The organism is Intestinimonas sp. RTP31139st1_F5_RTP31139_211217, from assembly GCF_040226735.1.
GTDB classification, from domain to species: Bacteria; Bacillota; Clostridia; order Oscillospirales; family Oscillospiraceae; genus Intestinimonas; species Intestinimonas butyriciproducens.
This window is the reverse complement of sequence record NZ_JBCOAQ010000012.1, coordinates 66,025-81,771: the sequence shown is the minus strand read 5'-3', so window position 1 is coordinate 81,771 and position 15,747 is coordinate 66,025. Positions and strand designations below refer to the sequence as shown.

The window sequence follows — 15,747 nt, the reverse complement described above, 5'->3', positions numbered from 1 at the left end:
GGCCCCGCGCCCCCGCGCCTCTCCGCTTGCTGCCCGGCCCTTGCTGCCACCGCACAAATAGGGGATTCCCGCTCCCTGAACGGACTGCGAGAGCCTTGAATGGATTCCACAGGATTCCCTCGCCTTCCAAAGTGTGGCTGCCCCGGTATAGCGGATCCCGGGGGAATGCCGTCACTGGCCGGGAAATCGAACAGAGACCGCCGCAGCTGGGCTGCGGCGGTCTCTGTCTGCTGTATGCGGAAAAGGCAGTGGAACGGCGCGGGGCGGGCCCCACCCGTTCCGGCGGGGCTCCCGCGGATCAGAGGTCGGCCAGCCAGTCCTCCACGGCCTCCCGAAAGTGGAGGGGAGAGAGCTGGGCTGCGTTGAAGCGGGCGGCCAGCGCCAGGACCTCCTCGCTGTGGAGGGAGAGGTCACAGAGGGCGGAGACGGGCTTCCACACGCCGCGGAGATACTGGTAGCAGAGCAGACCGTAGGCTACGTAGCGCCCCAGTTCCGGGGAGTGGAGCTCGGTACAGACCACCTGATAGGCGTACTGATCCGGAAAGGGACGTACCTCCTCCGTCAGTGCCTTGAGCTTGAAGCGGCGGAGATCCCGACGCTCGTTGGACTGCGTCAGCGCCGGGTGCCGCTGATGATACGGACGTTTCCTCTGAAGCAAAAAAGCTCGCTCCCTTCCATATTTCCTTTTACAAATCCAGAAAACAATGTTATACTGTATTCGCGCTATGGAAAAAAATTCTTACAAATCCAGACGCAGTAAAAACAACATATTCATTGTATCCGCTGGGCGGAAATTGTTCAATACCCAAAGATGGTGTAATAAACCTACGGATGGTGGAATATATTGTGGATGGGAGCGGACGGGATTGATCGCGCTGAGGTTGAGACAGTTGAAGATGGAACGAGGTTTGACCAACTCGGAACTGGCCGAGCTCACCTGTACCCCCCTCTCCACGATCGTGCGGCTGGTGAGCGGTCAGACCACCAATCCCACCTGGGACGTGATGCTGTCCATCGCGGAAGGGCTGGACGTTCCGCTGGACGAGTTCTCCGCCCGGCAGAACAAGCGCACCATCCGGGAGAACGAGATGAATCACATGCAGAAGTACCGGGTACTCGGCAGCAGCGGAAGGCAGGCGGTGGACGAGTGTCTGGAGCGGGAATATGTACAGTGGCTGAGGTTGCTGCAAAAAAAGGGAAGCAGGATCTCCTACAAGGAGACCATCGACCGGATCTATGACCTGGACAAGGAAAAGCTGGACCGCCTGCTCTCCCTGCTGGATGAGCTGGAGAGGAGAGGTCCACTTTAAAATTGGTAGGATCAATATTAAAATTGGAATAGAATTGTGCGGACGTGTGGGGCCGAAATGGTGAGAAAAGGTGGCCTGTACCGGTAAGAATCGGGCGGGAGGGTGCGAGAAGGGGAAATATGCACAAAAAACAGGGGAAATTTGATTTGACGCCATGGTGTATCATAGAAGTGAAATCAGGGGAGAGCAGCTCCCTAAGAAGAGGTGTCAGATATGTCCCTGAAGGTGGAAAAGAGAAACGCGGCGAAGGCCCATAGCGGCGCAAACAAGACGCAGAGCGGGCGGTATCCGCTGGCTCCGCTGTCCAATAACGGCGCGTCCGCCCGGGGCGGCGGCCTGTGGGTGGAGATGGCCAAATACGCCTAGGGCTCGTTTGAATACGGCCTTGCCGGGCATATCGCCGGTCTCCAAATAGGTCCTGCGTCTGAGCTCGTTTCCCGGAAAAAGAGCCCCCAGGAAGGGTTTTGAAAAATGGACCGGCGCCGCATTTGCGGCGCCGGTCCATTTTTTGCGCCGTGGATAACCCGGTTGATTCACGGACCGGGGAATGATATCATAAGGAAGACGACTTGAGGATATGGAGAGCGGATATGAGGAGACTGGCCGTTGGAATTTTAGCCCATGTATGAGCCTTACGCACCTATCCGACACCTTGATATGAAGGAGTTTTTTGGATGGGTAATCAGCAATGGAACATGCAGGTAGAGTTCAGGTTTGATTATGCGACCTACGATTTGAAGATAGTCATTGCGACGGCTGAACAGATCAACGAGCTTTTGGACAGGTTTAATCCCGCCCGAAACAAGAGATCTTCTGCGCAGGAAAATGAATTCTTGCCCACTACTGCGTTCCAAACAATTTAATACATGGAAATATGAAGGACAGGCATCTGTATTGCAAAGTGCAGATCACTGTCCTTTTTATCATATAGTGACCTGTTAAGGAGTGTTTGTCTATGTTATCCTGCGTTTTCCCTTACTACTACGGCTATGAGGCCGACCAGTTTTCCTTTTACCGCATTCCCAAGCTGCTGGTGACGGATGAACGCTTCCGGGGCGTATCCGCCGATGCCAAGCTACTGTATGGGCTGATGCTGGACCGCATGAGTCTGTCTCTACGGAATGGATGGCTGGACGCTCAGGGCCGCGTCTATATCTTCTTCACTGTGGATGAGGTGATGGAACTGCTCTACTGCAAGAGCGAGAAAGCCACCCGCCTGCTGGCTGAGCTGGACAGCAAAAAGGGTGTTGGCCTGATCGAGCGCGTCCGGCAGGGACAGGGTAAGCCGTCTATCATCTATGTCAAAAACTTTGCCGGAAAAGAACAGGCTTGAAAAATCGAAGTTCCAGACTTTCGATTATCGAAAATCAGAGGATGACGGGAGAAGTCTGCCCAGTTCAGACTTTCGGAAATCGAAAATCAAGAGTTTCGTTTATCGAAAGACCAGACATCCGAAAATCGAAATCTAATAAGACTGATAGAGTTAAACTGATTGAGTGAGAAAGAATACTGACCGAAAAAGAATAACTGACTCGCATAGACAGGGGGCCGAGAGGCCCCTTTTTTGATGAACGGAGGTGTCCTGTTGAAAACGATCGCACTTGCAAATCAAAAGGGCGGCGTGGGGAAAACTACCACAGCCGCCAGCCTGGGTATTGGTCTTTCTCGGCAAGGTAAAAAAGTCCTGCTGATCGACGCCGATGCCCAAGGCAATCTGACACAGATGCTGGGCTGGCCCCAGCCTGATGAGCTATCTCCCACGCTGGGCGACCTGATGGGGAAGATCATCATGGATCAACCCATCGCTCCCGACGAGGGCATTCTGGAGCATCGGGAGGGCGTACATCTGCTGCCTGCCAACATCGAGCTGTCCGCCATGGAGGTGACACTGGTCAACACCATGAGCAGGGAGACGGTGCTGCGGCAATATCTTTCCACTGTGGCTGACCGCTACGATTACGCCATCATCGACTGTATGCCCTCTCTGGGGATGCTGACCATTAACGCCCTGACCGCCGCAGACAGCGTGATCATTCCTGTTCAAGCCCACTATCTCCCGGCCAAAGGGCTGGAGCAACTGCTGAAAACCGTGGCTCGTGTCAAGCGCCAGCTCAATCCAGCTCTTGAGATCGACGGCATCCTGTTGACGATGGTGGACAGCCGCACCACACTCTCCAGAGACATTGGTGCTCTGCTTCGCCGCACCTATGACGGACGGGTATTTTCCAGTGAGATCCCCCGTTCTATCCGGGCAGCAGAGGTCAGTGTGGAAAATAAGAGCATTTATGAGCATGACCGCAGCGGCAAGGCGGCGCTGGCCTATGAAAATCTGACACGGGAGGTGATGAAGATTGGCAAGCAGCCTAAAAAACATCGAACTGACCAAGTTCGATGACCTGTTCAAGTCCGAGGAGGAGCGGCAGGCTGACCAGTTGGAGCAGGTGTTGATTGTCCCGGCAGAGCAGGTCTTTCCCTATGCCAGACAGCCCTACGCCATAGAACGGCCCACGGCAGACCTCGTTCGGCTGATGGACAGCATCGAGAAGTTCGGCATTATGGACCCACTGATCGTTCGCCCACGGGAAGCGGGTGGGTATGAGATCGTCGCAGGCCACCGGCGCAATTACTGTGCTGGGGCGGTGGGGATGGATACCCGACCTGTCATTGTTCGTCCGTACACGGATGAGGAAGCAGACATCCTGGTGGTGGACCTGAACATCAACCGCGAGGACCTGCTGCCCAGCGAAAAGGCCAAAGCGTATAAGCTGAAGCTGGATGCCATGAGGCGACAGGGACAACGGACAGATTTGACTTCTCTCCAAAATGGAGAGAAGTTGCAAGGAACAACATCTGTAAAACTACTGTCCGAACAGGTCAATGAAAATGTTACCGCTATTCAGCGATATGTGCGGCTGACAAAGCTCATCCCCGCGCTGTTGGAACAGGTGGACAACGGTAGTCTAAAATTTGTCCCGGCAGCCGACTTCATCTCCCACCTGACCGAAAAAGAACAAACCTACCTGCTGCTGGTCATGGAGCGTGATGAGGTCTCGCCCTCTGTTGGACAAGCCAGGCGCTTGAAGGAGTTGAGCGCCGAGGGCAAGCTGGAGGACAACATCATCGACCTCATCATGTGGGAGGAAAAGCCTCTGGAGCATAAGATCACGCTGGATGGCAAATGGGTACAGAAGCGGTTTCCCAACCACATGACGCCCCAGCAGATCAAAGACCGTATCAATAAGGCTCTGGACCTGCTGGAGCGCACCGAGCGCCGCAGACAGGAAGCAGCGCGTTAGCACCGTCCGTACACACGGGCGGTATTTTTATGCCCAGAATGGAGGTGTTAGGCATTCAACAATCAAGAATACCATGCGGTTTCCCTGTCCGGAGGCAAGGACAGCACAGCCATGCTCCTTTTGATGATCGAGAAGGATATGCCTATTGATGCTGTACTCACCGCAGACACCGGCATGGAATTTCCGGAAATGTACGAGCATCTGGACAAAATGGACGGCTATCTGTTCCAAGAACGCGGTATCCACCTGACTACGCTTCGGCATCCCAAAGGCTTTGAATGGCTGATGTTTGATGAGCCGAAACAAAAGCAGTCCTCCATTGAGAACAGGAAACGGCTGGGTGTTTCTCTTTATGGCAATGGCTGGCCCGGTGTCAAAGTACGCTGGTGTACGGGACAGCTCAAGACCCATCTCATTACCAAGGAGGTCAATCGGTTAAAGGGCAAATATCACGCGCTCCACTATGTTGGCATCGCCGCAGACGAGCCGAAGCGTATCAAGCATGACAGATACCCGCTTGTAGACTGGGGCATCACCGAAAAAGAGGCGCTCCAGATCTGTTACGACCGGGGATATAACTGGGGCGGTCTCTATGAGATCTATCACCGCTGTTCCTGCTGGTGCTGTCCCCTCCAGCGAATCGACGAACTGCGGAAGTTGCGGCACCACCATCCAGAGCTATGGCGAAAGCTGCGGGAAATGGATGAACGGGCGCTGGCCCAATTTGGGCATAATCCTTTGGGACAATTCAAGGCAAACTGGACAGTGGGGGGATTGGAGCAGAGATTTGCGGCAGAGGACGCCCAAGTCTCTGTTTTTGATCATTCCGGCAAGGAGGACAGCATGAATCAGAAGAAAAACGACCCCAAAGCTATTGAGCAGGCAGAGGATATGCTCCGTGGTGTACCGCCCCGCAATATCCTGATCTCCTTTGGCGATGAGCCGCCCAAGAGTTTGGAAGAGCGGATTCAGGAAGGGGACAAGCAGCAGAGGACCCAGAAGAAAAAACGAAAAAATGAGCCTGAGAGGTAACGAAAATGTTTGATGAAGAACGCATGATCGGTGAATACGAGGTGATCCAGTCCACCCATATCGGCGCACGGGAGCTTGTTGTTGGCGTTTATAGCGACAACCAGTATATGTGCGGTTTCTATGTGGAAAATGAAATTTTAGGTAACTGCACAGATGTCGTTGTCAGCGAGGACTATCTGGATATTATGACCGTCTATGCTGAGCGGCTGCAACATCAGGTCCAAGCGGTCATTGCCGAGCGCAAGACGGTCAAAGTGCCATTGACCCCGCTGACAGCCGAACAGTGTTACCCCTTAGATGAGCAGGGGGACTTCCTGGATAAAGTTGTAGCAGTCAAGCCCGGCTCCCTCCGGCATGAATACCGGCGCTGTGACCGGCAGCTCATCTATGTCACCAGCGGGAACGGCGCACGAGCCGAGGCACAGGGACGAGCCGTGTTCGGCATCAATATTTACACCGGGCGCACCTGTGGCCGCTGGGAGCGCAGCGACATCCTAGGCGTTGTGCGCCCGGAGCATATCCCGCCCTGGATCAGGGATAAGGTCAAAAATATCACACGACGGTTGGAGTTGGAGAAACGGGGTGGAGTCAGATGAACGAACTGTTTTTTGAATATCTCTCCATCTCGCCCCAGGGGCGTATTGAATACCTGCAATTTATCATTGATCTTGCCAACATCGCTATCCGTAATCAGGATAACCCCCAAATTGCGGCAGAAACCGTGGAACAGGCATACAAAGCACGGGAACACGCGATAAAGCTATTGGAGGAGGAAAGGAGACGGAAGCGTGGAGAGAAAAGATGCGACGAGCCTTGTTTATGAAGAAGTAAGTATACTGGACACGCCAGCCCTGTTTACGGACTGGCGCATCCATAAAGATACCGTGCCAGAGGGACTGCATTGCTATGAATTGCGCCACACAGATGAGGATTGGGGCATCCCCTGTCAACTGGCTTCTGGGATCATGGTCAACTTCTATGGCAGTATCCTGACAAGCACACCGTTCCAGTTGGACCCCGACGGTAGGTTGAGTCTGGAATATGAGGACTTTTTCTTTTCAGATAAGCACCGTATCGGTATTGAGGATTTTTTCAGAAGCCACCCTCCTGCCGAACGGGATATTGCATCTCTGAAAGTGTTCGAGCGGCGGGATACCGGACTGTTTTTCTCACAGGATGAGGCGGCAGACAATCAAAATGGCTGCATCGGCCATCTACGTGGGGACTTTGGCAGTGGGCGGCAGTTTTATACAACGTGGTGGCCTCATCAGGGAGATCGGCTGAACGGGGCTGCGTTTAAGGAGGATCTTCAGCGAGTAGTGGATTGACTGCGGCAGGGCTGCTCCCCACTGAAGGATTTATCCGCCCTGAAAGGCTTCTGCGCATTGTATGGTTCCCAGTCCGAAATTTCCGGCGCAATTCTACCATCCCACGGATTTCATATTGAAACAAATCGGTTCCAGTATATGCTCCGCTGCTTTCCGCAGAGAGGAGACTATAATTTTTACATCTACTGCTATGACAAGGAGGAGCGTGAACGATCACGCACCGTGCCGAAAAAGAATTCCCGCGTCACGACAAAAAAGCGCCATCGGCCGAAACGCTGATAAGGAGGTATCCATTTGGCCAACAAATATCAATTCATCACCGAGCTGTATCAGGAGACGCTGCTGCGTGTCACCGGCAGCTATGAACGGTGGACCGGCTTTCTCCGTGCAGCTTGTTACAACTACAAATGTCCTTTTGATGAGCAGATCCTGATCTACGCCCAGCGCCCGGACGCGACAGCGGTTCTGGAAATGAACCGCTGGAACCGGCAGTTTGGCCGCTGGGTCAACCGCGGAGCTAAAAGCATCGCTGTGTTTGGGGATGATGGGAAAAGTTTGCTTAAACTCTATTTCGATGTGTCGGACACGCATGAGACCAGACGCGCTCGCCCGCTGCCCATTTGGAAAATGAATGTGGACTTTGAACCGGCAGTCATTGAGACGTTGGAAAACACCTTCGGTGACCTTGCCGAGAAAGAAACACTGGCGGAGGCGGTACGCTCGGCCAGCCACAATGCGGTGGCAGACAATTTGCCGGACTATCTGCGGGATCTCCGGGACTGCTGTGAGGACAGTCTGTTGGAGGAACTGGATGATCTCAATGTAGAGGTCTCTTACCGCAAGGCACTGGAGGCCAGTATCGCCTATATGCTGATGACGCGGCTATCCATCCCGGCAGACCGCTATCTTTTCCCGGAAGATTTCAGCACTGTCTATGATTTCAACACCCCTGCCACCATCAACGCACTGGGCATCGCCACCAGCGATATTGCGGAGATGGGCCTGCGGGAGATCAGCCGCACGGTGATGCAGGCGCAACGGGAGCAGTTTTTTGCAAATCAGAGTCAAATCCAATATGATACAGACAAGGAAGCAAAAAATACTGATGAGGAAAGGAGTGTCCAGCATGGAGATCACTTACAGGATGCAGGAGGGCTTTCAGATCCCGAACCTGCTACTGCCCCAGGAGACGGAGGTACATCTGGGCAAGTACGCAGAGCTGCGGCGGCAGTATTTGATAAAGCACCGCAGGGTGCTCTACATCAATCTGAAGACCAGCGGCAAGCTGGCGGAGCATCTGGCGGAGATCGAGGAGAGCGCCAGAAGGATGGTGGAGCAGACCGTCCAGCAGATGGCCCAGACCGAGGGCGTGACGGAGGAACTGAAAGCCACCGACCCGGTGCGGTGGACGGGGCTGATGAACAACCTCCGGCACAGCGCGGAGGAACTGATCTTGAACGACCTGATTTACAGCTGAATGATGATGAAGAAAACGCCGGAAGTGATGTGCTTCCGGCGTTTTTGGATATCCATCTGATGGAAGCCATCCTTTTGGATGATAAAAGCCGAACTGCCAAGCGGCAGGATATTTTCAATTACTTCCAGACGGAAAAGGATTTTTCCAAGCGCACGGACTTCATCAAAAAGGCCTATCAGGATGTCTGGACGGAGGTTCTGGCGGATGATGTGCGGGTGGGCTATCACAAGCAGGAGGACGGACTTTTAATGTGGGAGGGCAGTTACCTCTCCCGCACTTCGGAATCCGTTTTTTCCTGGGGTGTCGTTACCGAAATGACGGAAAGCCTCATCGAGCGTGGCGAATACAAAATCAAGCTGGGACTGCAAAATGCCCCCGTAATGACTGAGCAGCTTTCCTTTTTCGGTGTGGCTGGGCAGGTTACGCTCTATGAAACGGAGGATGCACAGCCCACCTTATTCCCGCCCCGGCAGGTGCCCCAGATGGTCATTGACAAAGCCCTCTATACAGCGGGTAACAGCTATGGCAGTGCCTACCGCGTGGCGGCCTTCTATATGCGGGAGCATCCCGAAAAAGAAAACGTGGATTTTCTGCGCCGGGAATTTAGTGTAAATAACGGCCGGGGCATCGAACACGATGGCCGCAAGTATGCCGTTTGGTTCCAGGAGGATGGTATCCAGCTGGCCTGCGGCACCAGTGTCCGAACGGGCTATGACCGCACCACGATCATATGGGAACAGGTATCGGCGCGCATTTTGGAGCTGCTGGAGACTGGGACGTTCCTGTCTGCATCGGAGCTGGAACAGGCATCGGACAATGTGTTGATGGAAATGGCAGATGCGCTGCTGATGACGGCCCGCGATCTGAGCGAGGAGGGGCGGGACTTGGGTCTGTTCTCCCAGACACGCGCCATCCATGACCAGCCCAAGGGGTATCCGGAGCTGGATGAAGATATGGCCACCTTTGCGAAAAGCGAGGGTGGACTGACCGCTCTGGCGGCAGAGTACCACGCTTTTTTGAACGCATACGAGCAGGATCACAGCATCATGCATTTCCGACCGTCCCAGTACAACACGCACCGGATCGGCATCGTGCTGGACGGACTGGATCTGCCCCAGCGCAGCTTCACAGCTCAGCCCGATTTTCTGCGCCAGTGTAAAATGTTCATCACCCAGGACGAGATCGACCAGTATTTTCTCGGTGGGAGTGTAGAGAATCGGCTGAGTGTCTATTCCCACTTCTGCTATACCCATTCCTCGGAGGAACACCAGAAGTTTATCAAGGCCAGCTTTGGGGAGTGCAGCGGCAGTTCATGGGATGGATATGACTATACAAAAACCCACAAGGGGCTGGAGATCCGCAGGCAATATGGCAGAAAGGACTACGATACTGTCCGGCTCACCATCCCCAATGTGGTCAAGACCTATGAGCGTTTGATTGCCCAAAAACGATTCCCCGGAGAGTACGCCATCGACAAGATCCCGGAGTATGAAGCGGAGCGGCTGGCTCGCATCGTTTACCATGGCTTTTATGACGTGCCAGCGGAGATCCCGCGCCCTTACCCTGCTGCTGCGGACTTCTACGAGGCCATTCCTTTGATCCGGGAGCAGTTGACTGATCCTGAAAGGATTCGGGAGATGTTGACGGCACTGACCGCTCTGCTGGACGGCACAGATGAGGGGGACCGCCGCTACGACTCCAGAAAAAAGGCTCATGAGCAGCTTTCCCAATATGCCGCGGGCAGTTTCAGCCTGTTCAACCACCGGCATGATGGACAATTTCAGCAACCAGTCAAAACTGAACAGGAGCACACTCCCAAACCGGCAGACATTATAGCCACCTACCAAACGGATGATGAGCGCATCGCCATCACACAGTATCCAAACGGCCAGTATTATGATCTCTATGGCTATGACCCACAGACTGACTTTGCCGCATCTACCGCCGGAGGTTTCACCTTTTTTGAGGAAGCCGAAACAGCTTTGCTATCCCATCGTCCAACGGCAGTACCGGAACGGCAAGAGGATGGCCCTACGGAACCCGAGCGAGAAGAAACGGTAAAGCCGCCATCATCACTGACCGGTCCGAGAAAGAAAGAGCGGCTGGATGCTGCCGCTCCGCTCTATGCAAGCGGCATCAACTACCGCATCACAGATGACCTGCTGGGTGTTGGCACCCCCAGCGAACGGTATGCCAACAACGTAGCCGCCATCCACCTGCTGCATGAACTGGCGGCAGAGAACCGCCCTGCCACAGCAGAGGAACAGCAGGTTTTGGCCCGGTATGTGGGCTGGGGCGGTCTGGCAGACTGCTTTGATCCAAAACATAGTCGGTACGCTGAGTTGAAAGCCCTGCTCTCAGACACGGAATATATCTCCGCGAGAGAATCCACCCTGACAGCTTTCTACACACCACCCGTTGTGATCCGCTCTATTTATGCCGCATTGGAGCGCATGGACTTTTCACAGGGCAATATCCTGGAGCCAGCCTGCGGCACCGGCAATTTCCTCGGTATGCTCCCGGACAGCATGGCGGGCAGCAAGCTGTACGGCGTAGAACTGGATGATGTGTCCGGCATCATAGCCCGGAACCTCTACCAGCAGTCCAGCATCAGTGTCCGGGGCTTTGAGAAGATGGACTTCCCAGACAATTTCTTTGATGTGGCCATCGGCAATGTCCCCTTCGGCCAGTTTAAGGTATTGGACAAGCGGTATGACCGGCTGAATTTGCCCATCCATGAGTATTTTATCGCCAAAACGCTGGACAAAGTGCGTCCCGGCGGCGTCATCGCTTTTGTCACCTCCAGCTTCACCATGGATAAGCGCACCGGCAGCACCCGGAAATACATCGCACAGCGGGCCGACCTGCTGGGGGCCATTCGGCTTCCCAACAACACCTTTCAGGCCGCTGCCGGTACTGAGGTGGTGTCGGACATTCTGTTTCTCCAGAAGCGGGACAGAATGGTGGATATTGAACCGGAATGGGTCCATCTGGCCACCGATGAAAACGGCATCCAGATGAACAGCTACTTCATCGACCACCCGGACATGGTGTTGGGCGAGATGAAGATGGTGTCCGGTCCCTATGGGCCGGAGCCGACCTGCGCCCCCTTGCCGGAGCAGGATCTGAACACCCTGCTTTCCAATGCCATTCAGAACATGCATGCAGAGATCACCGACTATGAGCGCACAGAGGAACTGGGCGGCGAGGATCGCTCCATTGAAGCTGACCCCACCGTCCGAAATTTCTCCTATACCTTAGTGGATGGCAAGCTCTATTATAGGGAGAACAGCCGGATGGACCCGGTAGAAGTAAGCAAGACCGCCGAGAGCCGCATCCGGGGGATGATTGCCTTGCGGGACTGTGTGCGGACCCTGCTGGAGTATCAGACCGAGGACTACCCCGATGAAGAGATCAAAGCACAGCAAGCCAAGCTGAACACCCTCTATGATCGGTTTACCAGAGAATATGGGCTTATCAACTCGCGCGGCAATGCCATCGCATTCTCAGAGGACAGCTCTTACTTCCTGCTGTGTTCGCTGGAGGTTCTGAACGAAAATGGCGAACTGGCGCGCAAGGCTGATCTGTTCACCAAGCGCACCATCCGCAGCCATAAGCCCGCTGAGCACGTGGACACTGCGGTAGAGGGTCTGGCTCTGTCCATAGGCGAAAAGGCACGGGTAGACATGGAGTACATGGAACAGCTTACCGGCAAGAGCGAGGAACAGCTTTTTGCCGACCTGTCCGGCGTGGTATTCCTGAACCCGGACTATGAGCAGGGCGTCAACGACAAGTACATTCCGGCAGACGAATATCTCTCCGGTAATGTGCGGAAGAAACTGGCGTATGTGCAGGCGTTTGCAGCCAGCGATCCGAAGTATCAGGCCAATGTGGATGCTCTGACCCAGGTGCAGCCCACGGACCTGACAGCAAGTGAGATCTCCGTCCGGTTGGGCGCTACATGGCTGAAGCCAGACTACTACCGCCAATTTATCTTTGAGACGCTGGGAACACCCCGCAGCGCCCAGTGGGGTATTCAGGTCCACTATTCCCAGATCACCGGCGAGTGGCGTATTGAGGGCAAAAGCAAGGACAGGGGCAATGTCAAGGCCATCAACACCTATGGCACCAAGCGCATCAACGCCTATGAGATCATCGAGGACAGCCTGAATCTGAAAGATGTCCGTATCTCCGACTATGTGTATGATGCTGATGGGAAAAAGCAAGCGGTTTTGAACAAGAAGGAGACGGCCATCGCCCAGAGCAAGCAGGAACTTTTGAAGGAGGCCTTTTCCGAATGGCTCTGGAAAGACCCGGACCGCCGGGAGAGGGTCTGCAAAGCCTATAATATTCTGTTCAATTCCAACCGGCCACGGGAATATGACGGCAGCCACATCTCCTTTGACGGTATGAACCCGGAGATCACCCTGCGCCGCCATCAGGTCAACGCCATCGCCCATATTCTCTACGGCGGCAACACTCTGCTGGCCCATGTGGTAGGGGCGGGCAAGACCTTTGAAATGGTGGCGGCGTCCATGGAATCGAAACGTCTGGGGCTTTGTCAAAAGAGCCTTTTTGTGGTGCCCAACCACTTGACGGAACAGTGGGCCACAGAATTCTTGCAGCTTTACCCGGCGGCCAATATTCTGGTTGCCACCAAGAAAGATTTTGAAACCAAGAACCGCAAAAAGTTCTGCGGCCGTATCGCGACCGGGGACTATGATGCAGTTATCATCGGCCACTCCCAATTCGAGAAGATCCCCATGAGTGTAGAGCGGCAGAAAGCCATTCTGGAACAGCAGCGGGACGAAATTCTCATGGGCATCAGTGAAGCCAAGCGGGAAAAAGCGGAGAACTTTACCATCAAACAGATGGAGAAAACCCGCAAAGGCATTGAGGCCAAAATCGAAAAGTTGAACGACCAGAGCCGAAAGGACGATGTGGTGACTTTTGAGGAACTGGGCGTGGATCGGCTGTTCATCGATGAGAGCCATTATTACAAGAACCTGTTCCTCTACACCAAAATGCGTAATGTGGGGGGCATCGCCCAGACAGAAGCCCAAAAAAGTTCAGACCTGTTTATGAAGTGCCGCTACCTCGACGAGATCACAGGAGGTCGCGGCATTGTTTTTGCCACCGGAACTCCGATTTCCAACAGCATGGTGGAGCTTTACACCATCCAGCGGTATCTCCAGATGAACGCCTTGCAGGAACAGGGCTTACAGCATTTTGACGCCTGGGCGGCCAACTATGGCGAGACTGTCACCGCCATTGAGCTGTCCCCGGAAGGCACCGGCTACCAGGCCAAGACCCGGTTCGCAAAATTCTACAACTTGCCCGAACTGATGAGTGTATTCAAAAATGTGGCGGACATCCAGACGGCGGATATGCTGAACCTGCCGGTGCCAACTGCCCACTACCATAATGTGGCTCTGAAGCCCTCTGACTACCAAAAGGACATGGTGGCTTCCCTGGCAAAGCGGGCGGAAAGGGTCCGGAACCGGGAGGTGGACAGCAGCGTGGACAATATGCTGCTCATCACCAATGATGGCCGCAAGCTGGCTTTGGACCAGCGGCTGGTCAACCCCATGCTGCCGGATGACCCGAACAGCAAGTCTGCCAAGTGCGCCGAGAATGTATTCGAGATCTGGCAGCGCACCGCAGGTCAGCGCTCCACCCAGATGATCTTCTGCGACCTGTCCACCCCAAAGGACAACGGCGAGTTCAGCGTCTATAACGACATCCGGGACAAGCTGTTGTCCATGGGTATCCCGGATGAGGAAATTGCTTTTATTCACAACGCCAAATCTGAGGCCCAGAAGAAGGACCTGTTTTCCAAGGTCCGGGCCGGTCAGGTGCGTGTTCTGCTGGGCAGTACGGCCCGCATGGGCGCAGGCACCAACTGCCAGCACAAATTGATCGCGCTCCATCATGTGGACTGCCCCTGGCGGCCTTCGGACCTTCAGCAGCGGGAGGGGCGCATCATCCGCCAGGGCAACGAAAATCCAGAGGTGGATATTTATAGCTATGTCACCGAGGGCACCTTTGACGCCTATCTCTATCAGTTGGTCGAAAGCAAGCAGAAATTTATCAGCCAGATCATGACGAGCAAAAGTCCGGTCCGGTCCGCCGAGGATGTAGACGAACAGGCGCTCTCCTATGCGGAGATCAAGGCACTGGCCAGCGGCAACCCCATGATCAAAGAAAAGATGGACCTGGACATTGAGGTGTCCCGTCTGAAGCTGCTGAAGGCCAACCATTTGAGTCAGCGATACGCGCTGGAGGACGCCATCGCCAAGACCTTCCCCAGGGACATTGCGGAAACGAAGGCACGACTGGCGGGATATGGGACAGATATTGCCACAGTGAAGGAGCATACCAGCCCCAATACGGACGGATTCTCCCCCATGACCCTGGCGGGGACGGACTATGCCGAAAAGAAAGAAGCAGGCGGGGCGCTGTTGGCCCTGTGCCAGAATATGCTCTCTCCGGAGCCGACACTGGTGGGCAGTTACCGGGGCCTGACGCTGGAACTGTCCTTTGACAGCTTCGCCCAGGAGTACCGCCTGACTATGATAGGTCAGCTCCGCCATATGGTGACGCTGGGCACGGATGTGTTTGGCAACCTCCAGCGCATGGACAATCTGCTGGAGACCCTTCCCGTGAAGGAACAGACCTGTCGGGAGCGGCTGGACGATTTGCAAACCCAACTGGAAACCGCCAAGGCCGAGGTGGACAAGCCCTTTGTCCGGGAGAATGAGCTGCGGATCAAAACGGCACGGCTGGAGGAACTGAACGCCCTGCTGAACATGGATAACAAGGAACAGCCGGAAGTTGAACCGGAACCGCCAAAAAAATCAAGAGAAAAGGAGTGGGAACGATAAATGGGCTATCAGGAAAGCTGGCTCTATGTGGAGCCGCAACGTCATTTCAACAAGCTGATCCGCGCCTATGAACAGGCAGAACAGGAGGGTTATTACGAGGTAGCCGGGGCGAAGCCGCGCTCTGTCATTATCCTGAAACAGCCTTTTGGCGTACTGCCAGCAGGAACAAAGCTGCTCTGGGTATGCGGAGATCGGTGCTTTCACACATTGGGCGGCATTTTTGGCGGGAAACTGCATTGCGGTGGAAAATTCAGGCTGTTTCCCGTGGAGGAGGTGTTGGATGGTCCCACGGACCGTCGCATCGACGGCGTGGATCTGAACGCCCCCAGACGCAGCGAAAATGCGTATATGACGAGGTACAGCGCCGACAACTATGCCCACCGTTTGCGGGCAGGACTGACGAGGTAGGAGGTATTTGAT

General features: G+C 54.6%; 13 protein-coding genes and 1 pseudogene. 13 read left to right on the top strand and 1 reads right to left on the bottom strand.

From position 1 onward, the window contains the following. Positions 1 to 298: 298 nt before the first annotated feature. On the bottom strand, positions 299 to 658 hold the full coding sequence (locus ABUA09_RS09745; RefSeq protein WP_195973673.1) for a DUF6514 family protein: 360 nt from the start codon (positions 656 to 658) through the stop codon (positions 299 to 301). A gap of 46 nt (positions 659 to 704) precedes the next feature. Between ABUA09_RS09745 and ABUA09_RS09740 the strand changes: the two genes are divergently transcribed. From ABUA09_RS09740 to ABUA09_RS09680, 13 genes and pseudogenes are all read left to right on the top strand, one after another. After that, complete coding sequence (locus ABUA09_RS09740) at positions 705 to 1,310, top strand: helix-turn-helix domain-containing protein (protein WP_349949335.1); 606 nt, start codon at positions 705 to 707, stop codon at positions 1,308 to 1,310. A gap of 213 nt (positions 1,311 to 1,523) precedes the next feature. Next, complete coding sequence (locus tag ABUA09_RS09735) at positions 1,524 to 1,676, top strand: hypothetical protein (RefSeq protein ID WP_279202570.1); 153 nt, start codon at positions 1,524 to 1,526, stop codon at positions 1,674 to 1,676. 308 nt (positions 1,677 to 1,984) lie between these two features. Next, on the top strand, positions 1,985 to 2,173 hold the full coding sequence (locus tag ABUA09_RS09730; protein WP_195615222.1) for a hypothetical protein: 189 nt from the start codon (positions 1,985 to 1,987) through the stop codon (positions 2,171 to 2,173). Between the two features lie 92 nt (positions 2,174 to 2,265). Beyond that, positions 2,266 to 2,622 (top strand): annotated as a pseudogene (locus ABUA09_RS09725) (replication initiator protein A); the annotation flags it as partial. 255 nt (positions 2,623 to 2,877) lie between these two features. Further along, positions 2,878 to 3,705, top strand: a complete 828-nt coding sequence (locus tag ABUA09_RS09720) for a ParA family protein (protein ID WP_279202572.1) — start codon at positions 2,878 to 2,880, stop codon at positions 3,703 to 3,705. Next, complete coding sequence (locus ABUA09_RS09715; RefSeq protein WP_195615220.1) at positions 3,662 to 4,606, top strand: ParB/RepB/Spo0J family partition protein; 945 nt, start codon at positions 3,662 to 3,664, stop codon at positions 4,604 to 4,606. Before ABUA09_RS09720 ends, ABUA09_RS09715 begins: the two co-directional genes overlap by 44 nt. 84 nt (positions 4,607 to 4,690) lie before the next feature. After that, complete coding sequence (locus tag ABUA09_RS09710; RefSeq protein ID WP_338135500.1) at positions 4,691 to 5,638, top strand: phosphoadenosine phosphosulfate reductase domain-containing protein; 948 nt, start codon at positions 4,691 to 4,693, stop codon at positions 5,636 to 5,638. A gap of 5 nt (positions 5,639 to 5,643) precedes the next feature. Continuing rightward, entirely contained in the window at positions 5,644 to 6,234 is a 591-nt protein-coding gene (locus ABUA09_RS09705) for a hypothetical protein (protein ID WP_195615218.1), read from the top strand. After that, a complete protein-coding gene (locus ABUA09_RS09700; RefSeq protein WP_195615217.1) occupies positions 6,231 to 6,461 on the top strand; it encodes a hypothetical protein in 231 nt (76 codons plus the stop codon). The genes ABUA09_RS09705 and ABUA09_RS09700 overlap by 4 nt, the downstream gene beginning before the upstream one ends. After that, the gene (locus ABUA09_RS09695) at positions 6,427 to 6,966 is read left to right on the top strand and encodes an LPD28 domain-containing protein (protein ID WP_195615216.1); all 540 of its coding nucleotides are present in this window, start codon (positions 6,427 to 6,429) and stop codon (positions 6,964 to 6,966) included. Before ABUA09_RS09700 ends, ABUA09_RS09695 begins: the two co-directional genes overlap by 35 nt. A 1,075-nt stretch (positions 6,967 to 8,041) precedes the next feature. Further along, entirely contained in the window at positions 8,042 to 8,443 is a 402-nt protein-coding gene (locus tag ABUA09_RS09690; protein ID WP_349949334.1) for a TnpV protein, read from the top strand. 59 nt (positions 8,444 to 8,502) lie between these two features. After that, positions 8,503 to 15,327 (top strand): helicase-like domain-containing protein, encoded by a 6,825-nt coding sequence (locus tag ABUA09_RS09685; RefSeq protein ID WP_349949333.1) that lies wholly within the window; start codon positions 8,503 to 8,505, stop codon positions 15,325 to 15,327. Beyond that, complete coding sequence (locus ABUA09_RS09680) at positions 15,328 to 15,735, top strand: hypothetical protein (protein WP_195615214.1); 408 nt, start codon at positions 15,328 to 15,330, stop codon at positions 15,733 to 15,735. Positions 15,736 to 15,747 lie beyond the last annotated feature (12 nt).

Excerpts from the sequence above, each read along its gene's own strand:
- ABUA09_RS09740 (WP_349949335.1), top strand. The coding sequence starts at position 705 with ATGTTATACTGTATTCGCGCTATGGAAAAAAATTCTTACAAATCCAGA.
- ABUA09_RS09735 (WP_279202570.1), top strand. The coding sequence starts at position 1,524 with ATGTCCCTGAAGGTGGAAAAGAGAAACGCGGCGAAGGCCCATAGCGGC.
- ABUA09_RS09730 (WP_195615222.1), top strand. The coding sequence starts at position 1,985 with ATGGGTAATCAGCAATGGAACATGCAGGTAGAGTTCAGGTTTGATTAT.
- ABUA09_RS09720 (WP_279202572.1), top strand. The coding sequence starts at position 2,878 with ATGAACGGAGGTGTCCTGTTGAAAACGATCGCACTTGCAAATCAAAAG.
- ABUA09_RS09705 (WP_195615218.1), top strand. The coding sequence starts at position 5,644 with ATGTTTGATGAAGAACGCATGATCGGTGAATACGAGGTGATCCAGTCC.
- ABUA09_RS09700 (WP_195615217.1), top strand. The coding sequence starts at position 6,231 with ATGAACGAACTGTTTTTTGAATATCTCTCCATCTCGCCCCAGGGGCGT.
- ABUA09_RS09690 (WP_349949334.1), top strand. The coding sequence starts at position 8,042 with ATGATACAGACAAGGAAGCAAAAAATACTGATGAGGAAAGGAGTGTCC.
- ABUA09_RS09685 (WP_349949333.1), top strand. The coding sequence starts at position 8,503 with ATGGAAGCCATCCTTTTGGATGATAAAAGCCGAACTGCCAAGCGGCAG.
- ABUA09_RS09680 (WP_195615214.1), top strand. The coding sequence starts at position 15,328 with ATGGGCTATCAGGAAAGCTGGCTCTATGTGGAGCCGCAACGTCATTTC.